15 protein-coding genes are annotated in these 13,616 nt (G+C 65.5%); 6 read left to right on the top strand and 9 right to left on the bottom strand.

The genetic code is table 11. The features are described 5' to 3' along the window. Complete coding sequence (locus tag GIW81_RS07155) at positions 1-1,434, top strand: adenylate/guanylate cyclase domain-containing protein (RefSeq protein WP_229309105.1); 1,434 nt, start codon at positions 1-3, stop codon at positions 1,432-1,434. Here GIW81_RS07155 and GIW81_RS07160 read toward each other — a convergent pair. From GIW81_RS07160 to GIW81_RS07175, 4 genes are read right to left on the bottom strand one after another with little or no spacing between them, the layout of a single operon-like run. Beyond that, the gene (locus GIW81_RS07160) at positions 1,394-1,909 is read right to left on the bottom strand and encodes an arsenate-mycothiol transferase ArsC (RefSeq protein ID WP_154738582.1); all 516 of its coding nucleotides are present in this window, start codon (positions 1,907-1,909) and stop codon (positions 1,394-1,396) included. The genes GIW81_RS07155 and GIW81_RS07160 overlap by 41 nt on opposite strands. A 5-nt stretch (positions 1,910-1,914) precedes the next feature. Next, positions 1,915-2,412: a UPF0262 family protein gene (locus tag GIW81_RS07165; RefSeq protein ID WP_154738583.1), complete on the bottom strand. Its 498-nt coding sequence runs from the start codon at positions 2,410-2,412 to the stop codon at positions 1,915-1,917. After that, entirely contained in the window at positions 2,409-3,719 is a 1,311-nt protein-coding gene (hisD, locus tag GIW81_RS07170; RefSeq protein ID WP_154738584.1) for a histidinol dehydrogenase, read from the bottom strand. The genes GIW81_RS07165 and hisD overlap by 4 nt, the downstream gene beginning before the upstream one ends. Before the next feature lie 41 nt (positions 3,720-3,760). Continuing rightward, positions 3,761-4,201: a DUF2948 family protein gene (locus tag GIW81_RS07175; protein WP_154738585.1), complete on the bottom strand. Its 441-nt coding sequence runs from the start codon at positions 4,199-4,201 to the stop codon at positions 3,761-3,763. A 154-nt stretch (positions 4,202-4,355) separates the two neighbouring features. Here GIW81_RS07175 and GIW81_RS07180 point away from each other — a divergent pair, with 154 nt between their 5' ends. After that, entirely contained in the window at positions 4,356-4,550 is a 195-nt protein-coding gene (locus GIW81_RS07180; protein ID WP_154738586.1) for a DUF6494 family protein, read from the top strand. 449 nt (positions 4,551-4,999) lie between these two features. Here the strand turns inward: GIW81_RS07180 and murA are convergent, their stop codons facing one another. Both murA and GIW81_RS07190 read right to left on the bottom strand, forming a co-directional pair. Further along, positions 5,000-6,292, bottom strand: a complete 1,293-nt coding sequence (gene murA, locus GIW81_RS07185; RefSeq protein ID WP_154738587.1) for a UDP-N-acetylglucosamine 1-carboxyvinyltransferase — start codon at positions 6,290-6,292, stop codon at positions 5,000-5,002. 186 nt (positions 6,293-6,478) lie between these two features. Continuing rightward, positions 6,479-6,913 (bottom strand): winged helix-turn-helix domain-containing protein, encoded by a 435-nt coding sequence (locus GIW81_RS07190; protein ID WP_154738588.1) that lies wholly within the window; start codon positions 6,911-6,913, stop codon positions 6,479-6,481. Between the two features lie 141 nt (positions 6,914-7,054). On the opposite strand from GIW81_RS07190, the gene GIW81_RS07195 reads away from it, so the two are divergent. The 3 genes from GIW81_RS07195 (at position 7,055) to GIW81_RS07205 (ending at position 10,313) form a co-directional block, all read left to right on the top strand. Then, positions 7,055-9,505: a TonB-dependent receptor gene (locus GIW81_RS07195; RefSeq protein ID WP_154738589.1), complete on the top strand. Its 2,451-nt coding sequence runs from the start codon at positions 7,055-7,057 to the stop codon at positions 9,503-9,505. A gap of 66 nt (positions 9,506-9,571) precedes the next feature. Beyond that, a complete protein-coding gene (locus GIW81_RS07200) occupies positions 9,572-9,778 on the top strand; it encodes a TOBE domain-containing protein (protein ID WP_154738590.1) in 207 nt (68 codons plus the stop codon). Beyond that, complete coding sequence (locus GIW81_RS07205; protein WP_154738591.1) at positions 9,765-10,313, top strand: hypothetical protein; 549 nt, start codon at positions 9,765-9,767, stop codon at positions 10,311-10,313. The genes GIW81_RS07200 and GIW81_RS07205 overlap by 14 nt, the downstream gene beginning before the upstream one ends. Before the next feature lie 3 nt (positions 10,314-10,316). Here the strand turns inward: GIW81_RS07205 and GIW81_RS18810 are convergent, their stop codons facing one another. Further along, positions 10,317-10,490: a hypothetical protein gene (locus GIW81_RS18810; protein WP_195930438.1), complete on the bottom strand. Its 174-nt coding sequence runs from the start codon at positions 10,488-10,490 to the stop codon at positions 10,317-10,319. Positions 10,491-10,741: 251 nt separating this feature from the next. On the opposite strand from GIW81_RS18810, the gene GIW81_RS07210 reads away from it, so the two are divergent. Continuing rightward, positions 10,742-11,251: a DUF3617 domain-containing protein gene (locus GIW81_RS07210; RefSeq protein ID WP_154738592.1), complete on the top strand. Its 510-nt coding sequence runs from the start codon at positions 10,742-10,744 to the stop codon at positions 11,249-11,251. Positions 11,252-11,307: 56 nt separating this feature from the next. Here the strand turns inward: GIW81_RS07210 and GIW81_RS07215 are convergent, their stop codons facing one another. Together GIW81_RS07215 and GIW81_RS07220 are read right to left on the bottom strand one after the other, a co-directional pair. Next, positions 11,308-12,276 (bottom strand): PQQ-dependent catabolism-associated beta-propeller protein, encoded by a 969-nt coding sequence (locus GIW81_RS07215; RefSeq protein WP_154738593.1) that lies wholly within the window; start codon positions 12,274-12,276, stop codon positions 11,308-11,310. Next, complete coding sequence (locus GIW81_RS07220) at positions 12,273-13,547, bottom strand: ABC transporter substrate-binding protein (protein WP_324614925.1); 1,275 nt, start codon at positions 13,545-13,547, stop codon at positions 12,273-12,275. The genes GIW81_RS07215 and GIW81_RS07220 overlap by 4 nt, the downstream gene beginning before the upstream one ends. Positions 13,548-13,616 lie beyond the last annotated feature (69 nt).

A 13,616-nucleotide genomic window follows, 5' to 3' on the forward strand; every position in this document is an offset into this window, starting at 1 on the left:
ATGCCTGATCCTCGCCCGTCGTCCGAAAAGTCCTCGGGCGCGCAGCGCCTGCAGGAGCAGCTCCGCGCCGTCCGTGGTCGCACGTCGTCTCCGCTGCACGCGATGAAAGTTCGCCTCGGCGCACTGCTGCGTCCGCTGACCAACAACGCGTTCATGCGGCGGGTCCGTGCGCTCGGACGTCGCCTCGCCGCCGCGGGAACGGCGTCGTATCCGCCCGACGTGCGCCGGCGGCTCAAGATCCTCAACGTCATGTGCTACCTGATCGCGGCGACGACGCTGCTCTACGCGATCCAGCAGGCGACGACGGACTTCACGACCTACGCGTCGATGATCTACTTGAACATGGCGATCGTCGCGACGGTGCTGCTGGTGCCATTTGCGCATCGCCTCAACGAGATCGCCGGCGGTCTCCTGCTCGTCGCTGTGGAGTTCGTCGCGCTCTTGGGATTCGCCAGCTTCTTCAGCCGCGAGGGTGGCGGGCACCTGCAGTACCTCATCGCCGCGGCCGCTGCGTTCGTGATCTTCGGCCTGCAGCGCCTGTGGCTCGTCGCCGGCGTCATCCTGCTCGCGCTCGGCCTGCACCTCTATGTCTGGTACACATTCCCCGTCGTCGGCCCGGTAACGCCCGAGCAGCAGGCGGTGATCGATTCGCTCTATACGCAGGGCGCCATCACCACCTTCGCGCTCATCGCCGCCTCGGTCTATTACGCCTTCAGCCTCGCCGAGCAGGCGAAAGCGGAGACCGACGCGGTGCTGCGCAACGTGCTGCCCGACCCGATCGTCGAGCGGCTCAAGGCCAATCCGGGCGGCCTCATCGCCGACAGCATCGACGACGCGTCCATCATGTTCGCCGACATCTCGGGCTTCGTCGCGCTCGCCCGGCGGCTCGGCGCCGATGCCACCGTCGACATGCTGAGCCGCATCGTGTCGGAGTTCGACAAGCTCGCCGTCCACCACGGCGTGGAAAAGATCAAGACCATCGGCGACGCCTATATGGTGGTCGCCGGCCTTCCCGAGCCGGTGCCGGATCACACGGCGCGGCTCGCGCGCATGGGTTTTTCCATGCTCGATACGGTTGCCCGCATCCGCTCGGATAGCGGACTCAACATCAACCTGCGCATCGGCATGGCGTCGGGACCGGTGATGGCGGGCGTCATCGGCACGCGCAAGTTCAGCTACGACGTGTGGGGCGACGCGGTAAACCTGGCGAGCCGCCTCGAGGGGCAATCCTCGCCCGGCCGCATCCTCATTTGTCCGGGGTGCCGCGCGAAGCTCGGCGACGACTTCCGCTACGAGGCGCGCGGTCCAATCGAGATCAAGGGCATCGGCGCACAGGAGACGTGGTTCCTGCTCGGTGAGAGGACGTCGCCCGCCGATGCGCCGGAAGCCCCGGTCACACCGTCGGACCTCCCTCGAACCCGAACCGCTTCTTGATCTTCTCGAACAGCTGGTCGCGCACGCCGCGATAGTGCATCAGCGTCTGCTCGCGCGTGCCTTGTCCCGCCATGACTGTCGCGTCGATGGTCGGCCAGTACTCGACATCGACGGCCATTGTGCGCGTCAGCTCCAGGGCCTGATGGTGCGCCTCCGGCGACAGCGTGACGATGAGGTCGAACGAGGTATCGTGCAGGTCGCGCAGCGTGTTGGGCGTATGCTGCGACACATCGATGCCGATCTCGTCCATCACCGCGGTGACAAACGGGTCGGTCTCGCCCGCGCGCACGCCGGCCGAGGCCACGTAGGCCCGCTTGCCGGCGAGGTGACGCAGGATCTCCGCCCCCATAACCGAGCGCACGGCGTTGGTCGTGCAGGCAAAGAGAACCGCACAGGGAAGCTCGCGCGCATCCGCCGCCGCGGACTGGGGAGCCGAGGTATCGACCGTGCCGCCGCTCGCGAGCTCGCGAGACATGGCCGCTATCCCTTCCAGTGCAGCGCGCAGATCAGCGTGAACAGGCGGCGGGCCGTATCGAGGTCGACGGTGATCTTGCCGCTGAGACGTTCCAGAAGCGTGCGGCTGCCCTCGTCGTGCAGCCCGCGCCGCCCCATGTCTATCGCCTGGATGCGCGACGGCGGCGCCGAGCGGATCGCCTCGTAATAGCTTTCGCAGATCATGAAGTAGTCCTTCATGATGCGTTTTAGCGGCGTCAGCGACAGCATGTGGGTGATGACGGCCGCGTCCGCCTCGTTGGTGACGTTGAAAACCAGGCGATCCTCGATAAGCGCGAGGTTCAGCTTGTATGGCCCCTCGTCGCGGCCCTCGAGCGCGAACGAATTGCCCTCCAGGATGTCGAAGATCGCCACCTCGCGCTCGTGCTCGATGTTCGAGTTGGTCGTGGCGGTCGACTTCTCATCGAGGGTTATGGCGATGAGCCGGGACTTCGGCAGTTCGGCCGCAGCGTCGCCATTGCTCATGACGGGCGCCCGCTCGGAGACTTCAGACGGATCTCGGCGGACAGGCGGTGCGCCTCCAGCCCTTCGGCACGCGCCAGCGCCATGGCAGGCGGCGCCAGCGCGGCGAGCGCCTTGCCGTCGAGCTTCAACAGCGAGGTGCGCTTCATGAAGTCGAGCACGCCGAGGCCGGAGGAGAAGCGCGCCGTGCGCGATGTCGGCAACACGTGATTGGAGCCGGCGATGTAGTCGCCGATCATTTCCGGGGTCTGCGCGCCGATGAAGATGGCGCCGGCGTTGCGGATGCGGTCGCTCAGCGCCTCTGGGTCGACCGTGGCAATCTCAAGATGCTCGGCGGCGATACGGTCGGCGAGCGCCGGTGCCTCGTCGAGCGAGGCAAGCTCGATGATGGCACCAAACACGCTCCAGCTCTCGCCGGCGATGTTGCCGCGCGGCAGCGTCTTGAGCTGGCGCCCGACCGCAGCTTCGACCGCACGGCCGAACTGGGCGTCGTCCGTCATCAGGATGGACTGCGCGGCAGTGTCGTGCTCGGCCTGCGCCAGCAGGTCCGCGGCGATCCATTCGGGGTTGTTGTGCTTGTCCGCGATGACCAGCACCTCGGACGGACCGGCGATGCTGTCGATGCCAACGGTGCCGAACACGAGACGCTTGGCGGCGGCAACGTAGGCATTGCCCGGGCCGACTATCTTGGCGACGGGCGCGATAGTCTCGGTGCCGTAGGCGAGCGCGGCGACGGCCTGGGCGCCCCCGATGCGGTAGATTTCCTCGACGCCGGCGAGCTGCGCGGCCGCCAGAACCAGGGGATTGAGCTCGCCGTTCGGCGACGGCACCACCATGACGACGCGCGGCACGCCCGCGACTTTCGCCGGTATGGCGTTCATCAGCACCGAGCTCGGATAGGACGCGAGGCCGCCCGGCACGTAGAGACCGACGGATTCCACCGCCGTCCATCGCCAGCCGAGTTCCACGCCCACCTCGTCGGTGTAGCGCTCGTTCATCGGTAGCTGGCGCTCGTGATGCTCGGCGATACGGTCGGCAGCGATCTGCAGCGCATCGAGCGTTTCCGTGCTGCAGGCCTTGCGCGCGGCGTGCAATTCGCCTTGCGACACGCGCAACCCCAGCGCCGCGAGGTCGACGCGGTCGAACTTCTTCGACAGGTCGATCAGCGCCTTGTCGCCGCGAGCGCGCACGTCGTCGATGATCGCCGCGACCGCCGCGCCGACGTCGGCGGAGGACTCACGCTTCTCCCCGAGGAAGGCGGCGAACGCCGCATCGAAACCCGGATCAGTCGTTTTCAGCCACTTGGGCATTCGTGGTCCTCGGCCGATGGCCGTCCTTGGGGTACCGTCGATCAGTCTTCGCTCGCGTGTACGGGCTTGCTGCGCGTGCCCCACGCGGCACCGAGGTCGCGCAACTCGGCCTCGATGCACTCGACCTCGAGCCGCACTGCCGCCCCCCCCGCAAAGTGGAGCAGCACCACGCCGGAGGGGTCCTCGCCCGCCTCGAAGGTCAGGGCCAGCAGGGCGAGCACCTGATCCTTGCGCCGCGGATCAAACCCCTGGATGCGAGCCGCTTTGACCCTCTCGAACCGCAGCCCCGTGCGCCGACGCTGGAATTCGCCGACCCCCGCCGTCGCGGCATTCTCCCAATCAAATCGATTGGCAATCGCGGCAAAGCGCATGTCGTGCTTTAAGAATGCCATGTCGCCGACGCGGATCACCGCATCTTGGAGGTGGCAGGAAAGGACCCGCAGATCCTCCGGATCGAGGGCAATCAGCTTCAAGTCTTGCATACGCTGGCTTCCCGGTCGCTCGGATGGCCTGCTTTTTTCACGAGCACTAAACGTTGATAGCGGCGGCGCCGCAGTGGTGCAACCGACCTGTCGGGCGCCCCGTTGTAGGGGCAGATCCGGGGCGGAGCCCGCCGAAAACTAAAAGGGATGCGTCATGGACGACGACCGATTCAATCAATCATTGCGCCGTTTCCTCAAGGAGGTGGGCATAACCTCGCAGCGCGAGATCGAGCGCCTGGTGCGCGAGCGCGACCTCGGCGGCGACGGCAAGCTGCGCGTACAGATGGTGCTGACGGCCGAGGGTACCGACCTGCGACATCAAGTCGACGGCGAGATCGACCTGGGCTGACGACCGGGCGCAGCCACCGCAATCACCGGTCAGTGAACGTCCATGACCACAGCATGGCCGGGATAGTCACGCGCACTGCGCACGAGCGACGCCCCTCCGATTGCGCATACGAGCAAGGAGGCGACGATCGCGACTGTCAGGACGTGCATGGGCATGGTGCGCGACTTGCTTTCGATAAGTAGTGGGCGGGCCCCGGCGCAAACTCCGGGGCCCGCCGATCAAGGGCGTTCAGCGGGACGACGGAGCGGAAGCCCCGCCGCGCACCTCGATCAAACTCAGTAGCACTGCTCGAAACAGTCACTCCGTCGGTCAGCGGCTTGCGCCGCGGGTTGTTCACGGAGCGGAATGTACGAGAGACACGGGGGCGCCGCTGTTCCTGGTGGAACAGGCGCAATAGAGATGCTGAAGGCGCAATCTGCCGAAGCTACCGGTGCTTGGCCGGTCGCTGCTTAGCCGGTTAGGCGCTCGATATGCGCCCCGCAGCGCGACAGCTTCTGCTCGAGCTGCTCGAAGCCGCGATCGAGGTGATAGACGCGGTTGATCATCGTCTCGCCCTCGGCCATCAGCGCCGCGATGACCAGCGACACCGAGGCGCGCAGGTCGGTGGCCATGACCGGGGCGCCGGTGAGACCTTTGACGCCCTTCACGGTCGCCGTGTCGCCGTGCAGCTGAATGTCGGCGCCGAGCCGCGCCAGCTCCTGCACGTGCATGAAGCGGTTCTCGAAGATCGTCTCGCGAATGACGCTCGTGCCCTTCGCCGTCGTCATCAGCGCCATGAGCTGCGCCTGCAGGTCGGTCGGGAACCCGGGAAACGGCTGCGTTTCGACCGTCACCGGCTCGAGGCCGTGACCGTTGCGGGTGATGCGGATGCCGCTGTTGGTCTCGCGCACCTCGGCGCCGGTCTGCGCCAGCGTATCGAGCGCCGTCTTCAGAAGCTCGGGCCGCGCCCCTTCGAGCGTCACGTCGCCGCCAGTGGCGGCCACGACCATCGCGAACGTTCCGGTCTCGATGCGGTCGGCGAGCACCGAATGCACGGCGCCCTCCAGGCGGTCGGCTCCCTGGATGCGCAGCGTCGAGGTGCCGATGCCCTCGATCTTGGCGCCCATCTTGACGAGACACTCGGCCACGTCGCCGATCTCCGGCTCGCGCGCCGCGTTCTCGATCACCGTCTCGCCGCGTGCCAGCGCCGAAGCGAGTAGCACGTTGTGGGTAGCGCCCACCGAAACCTTTGGAAACACCACGCGGCCGCCGCGCAAGTATCCGCCCTTGGCCGTCGCGATGACGTAGCCGGCCTCGATCTCGATGTCGGCGCCGAGCTCCTTCAAGCCCATCAAGTGCAGGTCGACCGGACGCGTGCCGATGGCGCAGCCGCCGGGCAGCGATACCTTCGCCTGCCCGCAGCGGGCGAGCAGCGGACCGAGCACCCAGAAGCTGGCGCGCATGCGGCTCACCATCTCGTAGGGCGCGACCGTATCGACGATGTCGCGCGCCGAGAGATGGAACGTCTCACCGATGTGCTGCGCGGGGCCGGGGCGCTTGCCGTCCACCGCCAGGTCGACGCCATGATTGCGCAGGATGCGGGCGAGCAAATTGACGTCGGCGAGGTTGGGAACGTTCTTCAGCGTCAGCCGGTCGGCGGTGAGCAGGCTGGCGATCATCAGCGGCAGGGCCGCATTCTTGGCGCCCGAGATCGGGATCGTTCCGTTGAGCTTCTGGCCGCCGATGATCTTGATTCGATCCATGCAATGTCCCCTCGCGCCGGCGGGCGCCGGCAGTTCAAGACGAATGATTACGCGCTTCGCACGGCCGTCAGCAAGTGTGGCGGAATAATCTGTCGCGCCCGTGACTTAACGCTGTCCCCGTTGGGCTCGCGATGTGATTATGCCGACATCGGGTTGCTATTGTGTCACCCGCGACCGTCCGGGCGTCTAATCCGGGTCAATCTCGAGATTGAAGGCGGCCATCTCTTCGCGCATGGCGGCGCGCGCCCGGACCTCGACGCGGCGATAGGCAGCGGCCACCCCACGCCCGTAGTCGGTGAGCTTGGCGCCGCCGCCGCGCGAGCCACCGGGCGAGGCCGACACCAGCGTGTCGGGGAACATGTGGTTCAATGCGTCGACGAGCAGCCACGCGCGGCGGTACGACATGCCGAGTTCGCGACCGGCGGCGGAGATCGAACCGGTGCGGCCGATCGCTTCCAGCAAGTCGACCTTGCCCGGGCCGAGCACCATCTCGCCGATGAGGATGCGCACGTAGGGGAACGCCCGCTCCGGCTTGCGCTTGCTCTTAACCCCTGGCGCGCCTGCAGACTTCGCGCGTGATGCGCCTGCCGCGCGCTTCGCTTTCTTCGCTGCTTCGCTCATCGCTCCGCCTCCTTGATCCGTCGCAGCATCATTCCGATGTCACACTTGGCCGACGACTTAGGGTCGCAACAGTGAATTCTTGTTGTGCGCTGTATCTCGTCGGATATAACGGACGCTCGTACTGCGTATCGGGGGTATTCCGTGTCCAAGTTTGCGTACGTGGCGCTGTGTGGCGCCGCGATGAGCCTTGCTATGTCCGCGCCAGCGACAGCGCAAGATGCCGCCGCCATGACGTCCGGCGGTGATGTGACCGCCGATCAAGCGACGCCGCTTCCGCCGGTCGTGGTCGAGGCTCCCTCCCAGCCGATCGCCCGCAGGGTCGCAAAAAAGAAAGCCACTGTGAGCACCGCACCCGCCGCGACCGAACCGGCGCCCGCCGAGGGCGAAGCCACGGGGGCCGGCGAAACCCGAGGCGCCGGTGTCTATACGCTCGGCCAGCTCGACATGATCGGCGGTTCCACGATCACCAATGAGGCGATGTACACGTTCAACAGGCAGTCGCTCGGCCAAGCGGTCAATCTCCTGCCGGGCGTCACATGGTTGAGCACGGGTGCCCCCTCGATCAACTCGAGCGGCTCGCGCAACGAAGGCGACATCTTCGTGCGCGGCTTCAACCGCTTCCAGGTGCCGCTCTATATGGATGGCGTGCGCGTCTACCTGCCGGCCGACAACCGCATCGACATGAACCGCTTCCTGACGCCCGACCTCGCCGAAGTGCAGGTCGCCAAGGGCTATGTTTCGGTGCTGAATGGTCCCGGCGGCGAAGGCGGCGCCATCAACCTCGTCTCGCGCAAGCCGACCAAGGAGTATGAGCTCGAGGCCCGCGTCGGCGGCGTGTTCGACGGCGACCTTGGCTCGATGGGGCAGTGGAGCATGTACGGCTACACCGGCACGCGCCAGAAGGGCTATTACGCGCAAGTCAGCGGCACGCTCGTCGACCAAGACCACTTCGACATGTCGAACAGCTTCACGCCCGCCGGCCCCGGCACTCTGGGCTACGCCAACGGCATCGCCCAGGGGTTCCCCTACGAAGATGGTGGCAACCGCGACCGTTCGGATTTCCGCGACTGGCGCATCAACACCAAGGTCGGCATCACACCCAACGCCAGCGACGAGTACAGCATCAACTACACGAAGCAGGCGGGCGAGAAGAACTCCCCGCTGCATGTCAACCGCCAGATCGTGCAGGGCTATTTCAATCCGACGTTCTCAGCCGCCAACAACAACGGGAATAACGTGCGCTATTGGACCTGGCCCGCCTGGGATACTTCGAGCTTGTCGTTCCTATCGAAGACCAAGCTCGGCGATGCCTCGTACATAAAGACCAACGCCTACTACAACACCTTCGAGAACACGGTCTCGTTCTTCATCAACCCCTCATACACCAATCAGCCCGTCGACAGTCCTTACGAGGACAGTTCTGTCGGCGGCTTTATCGAAATGGGCACCGACCTCATTCCGATGAACACGTTGAAAGGCGCGATCCATTTTCGCAAGGACACCCACGACGAACACAATATCAACTACACCTACGCGCCGCCGACGGCGACTGCAGTAAGATTCAAACGCCAAGCTGAGGAGGGCTGGTCGTTCGCCGTCGAGGACACGTTCCACGCCACCCGGTATCTCGATATCGTCGGCGGCGTGAGCTACGACACGAACGAGGTGCTTGAGTTCAAGGAGAATGGAGTCGACTCACCATCTGCCAAGCCGAGTATCGATGCCTGGAACTGGCAGGCGGCCGCGATCTATCACTACAGTCGCGACGGAAGAGTCCATGCCGATGTTTCGAGCCGGACGCGCTTTCCCACGCTGTTTGAACGCTACAGCACGCGCTTCGACGCCAAGACCCCGGATCCCAACGTCCCGCCAGAACGCGCGACCAACTATGAGGTCGGCGTCAGCGACACGCTGTTTCCAGGGCTGCACGTTTCCTCGGCGGTTTTCTACTCCGACATCGAGGACAGCATCCAGAACGCCTTCACTGCGGCCAACGGCATGGCCTCCATCGTCGGCATCAAGCCCCACGGCCATTACCACGGCGCGGAGATCTCGGCCGATTGGGACGCCACGCGCACGCTGCGCGTCGGCGGCAACTACACCTACATCGACCGCGATCTCGACTTCGCGGGCGCCGCCGCGAGCCTTCCGGTAGGCACAGATTTAGCAACACGAAACGCCGTCGCATTGACCCAGATGGAGGGCTTGCCGCGGAACAAAGCCTTCTTCTATCTGGCATGGAAGGCCACAAATCAGCTCACCCTGACGCCCAGCCTTGAGGTCGCCAGTGATCGCACGGCGCTCGTTACCAGTTGCGCGTCAACGCTCGTTGCGACCGGAGGCAACAACCCGGCCACTATCTCCGCGACCAACGGCAATTGCGCCAAGTCTGTCGTTCCCGGGGACCTCCGTCCGAGCTACGTCAACATCGGCTCCTACGCCTTGCTCAACTTCCGCGCCGACTATGACTTTACCGAGAACTTCTCCACCGCCGTCGGCGTCACCAACCTGCTCGACCAGAACTACGCGTTCGCCGACGGCTTTCCCGAGGCCGGCCGGCAGTTCTATGCCACGGCCCGCGCCAAGTTCTGATGGCGAGCAGCGCCGCCCGGGCTAAACTCACGGCCCGGGCGCCCCAGTCGGCAGGAGACAAGGCAAATGCGGATCAGCGCGCGCAACATCCTCAAAGGCAAGATCGTCGACATTGTAAAAGGCCAGACGACCGCTCACGTCACCATCGACGTCGGTGGCGCGATCGTCACCGCCTCGATCACCAATGAATCGGTCGACGATCTCGGCCTGAAAAAGGGAATGACGGCCTCCGCCGTCATCAAGTCATCGGATGTCATGGTTGCGGTCGACTGAGTTGCGCGGCGTCGCGTTCGCCGTCGCGCTAGCACTGCTCGCGCTGCCGGCGCTCGCCCAGGATGCGGCGCCCAAGGCTGCCCCCGAGAAGGGCATGTCCGGCGGTTGCGAGGCCTTCAAGTGGCCGCTCGACAAGGAGCGTGCCGCCTTCGATGCCGCCGCGCTCGAGAAGGCCGCTTCCGGCGCGGCCCGCGGACCACTGAAGGAGCAAGCCTTCGCCCTGGCGCTTGTGCCCGCGAAGGATGTCGCCTTCACGGTTCAGCCGGCGAAGAAGAAGAACGACGGCTTCGTTGGCCTCGTCGCCTTCGCCGCTCCGGAAAAGCCCGGCGTCTACCAGGTGACGCTGTCCGGCGAAGGCTGGATAGACCTGGTGCAGGAGGGCAAGACGCTCGACGCTTCCGATCACTCCGGCGCCAAGAATTGCCCGGGGCTGCGCAAGAGCGTGCGCTTCATGCTCGGCGCCGCGCCGGTCGCGCTGCAGATCAGCAACGCCGTCGCCGATACGATCAAGGTCGGCATCCGGCCGGTCGAGTAGCGCCTACTCCTCGCCGCCTTCCGGCGCCGCATCCTTGGCGTCTCGAGATTGGGCGTCGGCGTCGCGCGCACGGGCCCGCGCCTGCTCCTTGCGCTTCTTGAGATTGGCGCGCAGCTGCGCCTCGAGCCGTGCGGCGCGGCTGTTGCCACCGCCCTTCTTTGCGTCGTTGCTGCTCATCATTGATATCCATGCATCGGCGCGACGGACGCCGGGACAATAATCGCGTGCGGCTCCCGCCGGCAACGCCGATCGGGTCTTTTTCCCGTCGCAAGCCACCGATAGTTCCCGCCTTCGCTGGCGCACGCGCGGCGTGTCTGGAGTGCAGACTTCAATATCGCGTGAGAGACCGCACCGCGTGCGCTCATTGCTTGCCATCAGTTCCTGCGCGGGGAAGATACGCCGTTACACAATAACGTAGGGACGAAACGATGAAGTGGACGTCTGCAATTCTCCTCACCGCAACATGCATCGGTTTGCACGGCGCCGCGGCGCTCGCCGCCGATACGCCGCTGCCGCTCCGCAAGGCGGGCAAGTGGGAGCAGAAGACCGTCATGGAAGAGGGCGGCAAAAAGCACGAGCAGACGCTGACCATCTGCATCGACGGCGACATGGAGCGCAACACCGCCGTGGCCAGCGACGCCGAGCACAAGTCGAGCTGCACCAAGTACGAGGTGAAGAAGGACGGCGACAAGGTGGTCATCGACGCTACGTGCAAGATGAACGGGCGCGACGTCGAGAGCCTGACCGAGATGCGCGGCGACTTTCAGAACACCTTCGACGTGAAGATCAGCTCCACGACGTCCGGCTTCCAGGACTCGCAATCGATCTCGATCAAGCGCGTGATCGAGCAGCAGGGCAAATACCTGGGCGAATCGTGCGGCGACCTGAAAGCCGGCGAGGCGATGGGCACCGACGGCACCAAGGTGATGGTGCAGTAGAACCGCTTACCGAGGAAACGCGGCGCGCGTAGGGGCGCGCGCCGTTTTTTGCCGCTCTACGATTTCGGCTTGATCACCACGCCCCACGGCAGCCGGCCTACCGGCACCGACTTCTCCGCCTTCAACGTCGCGGTGTCGATAACCGTTAGGTCGTTGGTGAGCCCGTTCGCCGAGTAGAGCTTGCTGCCGTCCGGCGACAGCGCCATGTGCCACGGCCGCTGCCCGACCAGGATGTAGTTCGTCGTCTCGTACGTCGCGGTGTCGATGACGGCGATACGGTTGGCGCGGCCGATGGCGACGAACGCCTGCTTGCCGTCCTTGGAGAAGATGATGCCCATCGGCTGGATGAGCTCCGGGCGCACGCCGTCGATGTGGAAGTGCATCTTCTTGACGATCTTGTAGGTCGCCGCGTCGATCACCGCGACGGTGCCGCCGATCTCCGCCGACACCCACACGTGCTTGCCGTCATGCGTGAAAGTGGCGACGCGCGGCCGTGTGTCGACCAGGATGTTGGCGAGCACCTCGTAGGTCGACGTATCGATGATGTGCGCCATGCTCGTCGCCTCCGACGTGGCGGCGACGATCTTGTCGTCGGGGCTCACCGACATGCCTTCCGGCTCGACGCCCACCTCGATCTCGGCCAGCACCTTACCGTTGGCGCGTTCCAGCACCGTGACGTAGCCGTCGTCCTCGTTGGCGACGTAGACCTTCTCGCCCTTGTGGTCGATGTCGAGCAGCTCCGGATCGGGCCCGGTGCCCATCGTGCGCACGACCTCGAGCTTCTCGGTGTCGATGACGTCGAGCCGGTCGTCGTCGCCGACGCACACCATGACCTCCTTGAAGTCCGGCGAGATGGCGAGGCCGCGCGGGCGCTTGCCCGTGGGGATCGTCTTGATCGGCTTCAGCGTCTCGGAATCGAGGACCGTGACGGTGTTGTCCTTCTCGTTGCTGATGAACAGGGTATCGGCCATCGCCGGCGCAATCGTCAGCGGCACAACAAGCAGGGCGAGAAGCCGTCGCATCATTTACTCCCGTTCGTCGCAGCTGCCGCCGGCAGCTTGCACTTGGTCTCCGGCAGGTCGAAGCCGAGCGTGTCGGTGAGGAACTTGGGGTGCAGAAACCCCTCCTGCGGCGAGATCGAGACGAGCGCGCGCGGCCCGGCGAGCAGGATCGGCTGGCGCAGCTGCAAGTCCCAATGGCGGAAGTTCATGCCTTGGCCCTTGAAGCCGGCGACCTCGAACTTGTCGGACAGGATGTAGGCGCGCACCGCATCGAGGCTGTTGCTGCCGGTCCTGGTCACGGCCTCGCCGACGATCCGCACGGCGAGCCATGCGGCGTAGTCGCGCTCGGTCATGATGCGCCCCGCCTTGCGCTCGAACCGGTTTTGCATCTGCGTCCCGGCGTACTCCTCGAACGAGCGGTGCCAGGCGACGGCGACGAGCCCGTGCGTGCCGGCAACGGGCCGCGGCTCGGCGGAGCGGAACAGGACGTAGTCGCCGAACACGTCGGATTCGTCGGCGACGATGATGATGTCGTAGTCGGGAACGCCCTGCGTGAGCATCGGCATCTGCGTCTGGATCTGCTGATGTCCAGTGTCGGTGCGCCGCTGCCCCGCTTCGAATGCGTAGGGGCGCTCCTCGACGATCTTGGCGCCGAAGCGGTTGGCGGCGCGGCGGATAGCAGCGGCGTAGCCTTGGTCCGCCGGCGACTTGCCGACGATCAGCACCCAGCGGCGCCACTTCTTCCACACCAGGTATTGCGCCAGCGCGTCGGCGCGCATCGCCCAGTTCGGCGGAATGTGGAACACGTTGGCGCGGCACTGCTCCTGCCGCAGTAGGTCGTCGCTGGTGCGCACGTCGAAGATCACCGCGTTCTTTGCCTCGGGCAGGTCGGAAACGGCAAGCAGATCCTGCGCCTCGAGGTCGGCGACGATGATCCCGTGGCCCTGTGCCAGCAGCTCCTTCGCCTTCTCGACCGGACTACCGTTCGCGGGCAGCAGCGCTTCGAGGAGATCGTAGTGCTGGCCGAGCAGCCGGCCCGTGCGGTTGTCCTCCTCCAACGCGATGCGGGCGCCCTGGATGCCCTTGTCCTTGACCTCCTTGTCGACGAGCGAGAGGGGCGGCGGCTCCTGATAGTCCTTGGTCAGGTAGACGATGGTCGTCGTCAGCGACGGAGGATCGCCGGGCTGCGCCGCTTTCGGCTCGGCGACGGAGCGCGCTGCGGCCGCAACGAGGAGGAGCACGACGCATGCTGCGCCGGCGGCGCGGCGGACAACACATGGGACGGATACCGGCACGATCACCATCTGGATATGTTATAACTTATCATTCTTCCTGTAAGCCAGCCCGCGCCGAACGGGCAAATC

The organism is Hyphomicrobium album (genome assembly GCF_009708035.1).
GTDB classification, from domain to species: Bacteria; Pseudomonadota; Alphaproteobacteria; order Rhizobiales; family Hyphomicrobiaceae; genus Hyphomicrobium_A; species Hyphomicrobium_A album.

Coding starts and splice junctions, on each gene's coding strand:
- GIW81_RS07215 (WP_154738593.1), bottom strand. CDS start 12,276: ATGATGCGACGGCTTCTCGCCCTGCTTGTTGTGCCGCTGACGATTGCG.
- GIW81_RS07210 (WP_154738592.1), top strand. CDS start 10,742: ATGAAGTGGACGTCTGCAATTCTCCTCACCGCAACATGCATCGGTTTG.
- murA (WP_154738587.1), bottom strand. CDS start 6,292: ATGGATCGAATCAAGATCATCGGCGGCCAGAAGCTCAACGGAACGATC.
- GIW81_RS18810 (WP_195930438.1), bottom strand. CDS start 10,490: ATGAGCAGCAACGACGCAAAGAAGGGCGGTGGCAACAGCCGCGCCGCA.
- GIW81_RS07175 (WP_154738585.1), bottom strand. CDS start 4,201: ATGCAAGACTTGAAGCTGATTGCCCTCGATCCGGAGGATCTGCGGGTC.
- GIW81_RS07155 (WP_229309105.1), top strand. CDS start 1: ATGCCTGATCCTCGCCCGTCGTCCGAAAAGTCCTCGGGCGCGCAGCGC.
- GIW81_RS07200 (WP_154738590.1), top strand. CDS start 9,572: ATGCGGATCAGCGCGCGCAACATCCTCAAAGGCAAGATCGTCGACATT.
- GIW81_RS07190 (WP_154738588.1), bottom strand. CDS start 6,913: ATGAGCGAAGCAGCGAAGAAAGCGAAGCGCGCGGCAGGCGCATCACGC.
- hisD (WP_154738584.1), bottom strand. CDS start 3,719: ATGCCCAAGTGGCTGAAAACGACTGATCCGGGTTTCGATGCGGCGTTC.
- GIW81_RS07165 (WP_154738583.1), bottom strand. CDS start 2,412: ATGAGCAATGGCGACGCTGCGGCCGAACTGCCGAAGTCCCGGCTCATC.
- GIW81_RS07160 (WP_154738582.1), bottom strand. CDS start 1,909: ATGTCTCGCGAGCTCGCGAGCGGCGGCACGGTCGATACCTCGGCTCCC.
- GIW81_RS07180 (WP_154738586.1), top strand. CDS start 4,356: ATGGACGACGACCGATTCAATCAATCATTGCGCCGTTTCCTCAAGGAG.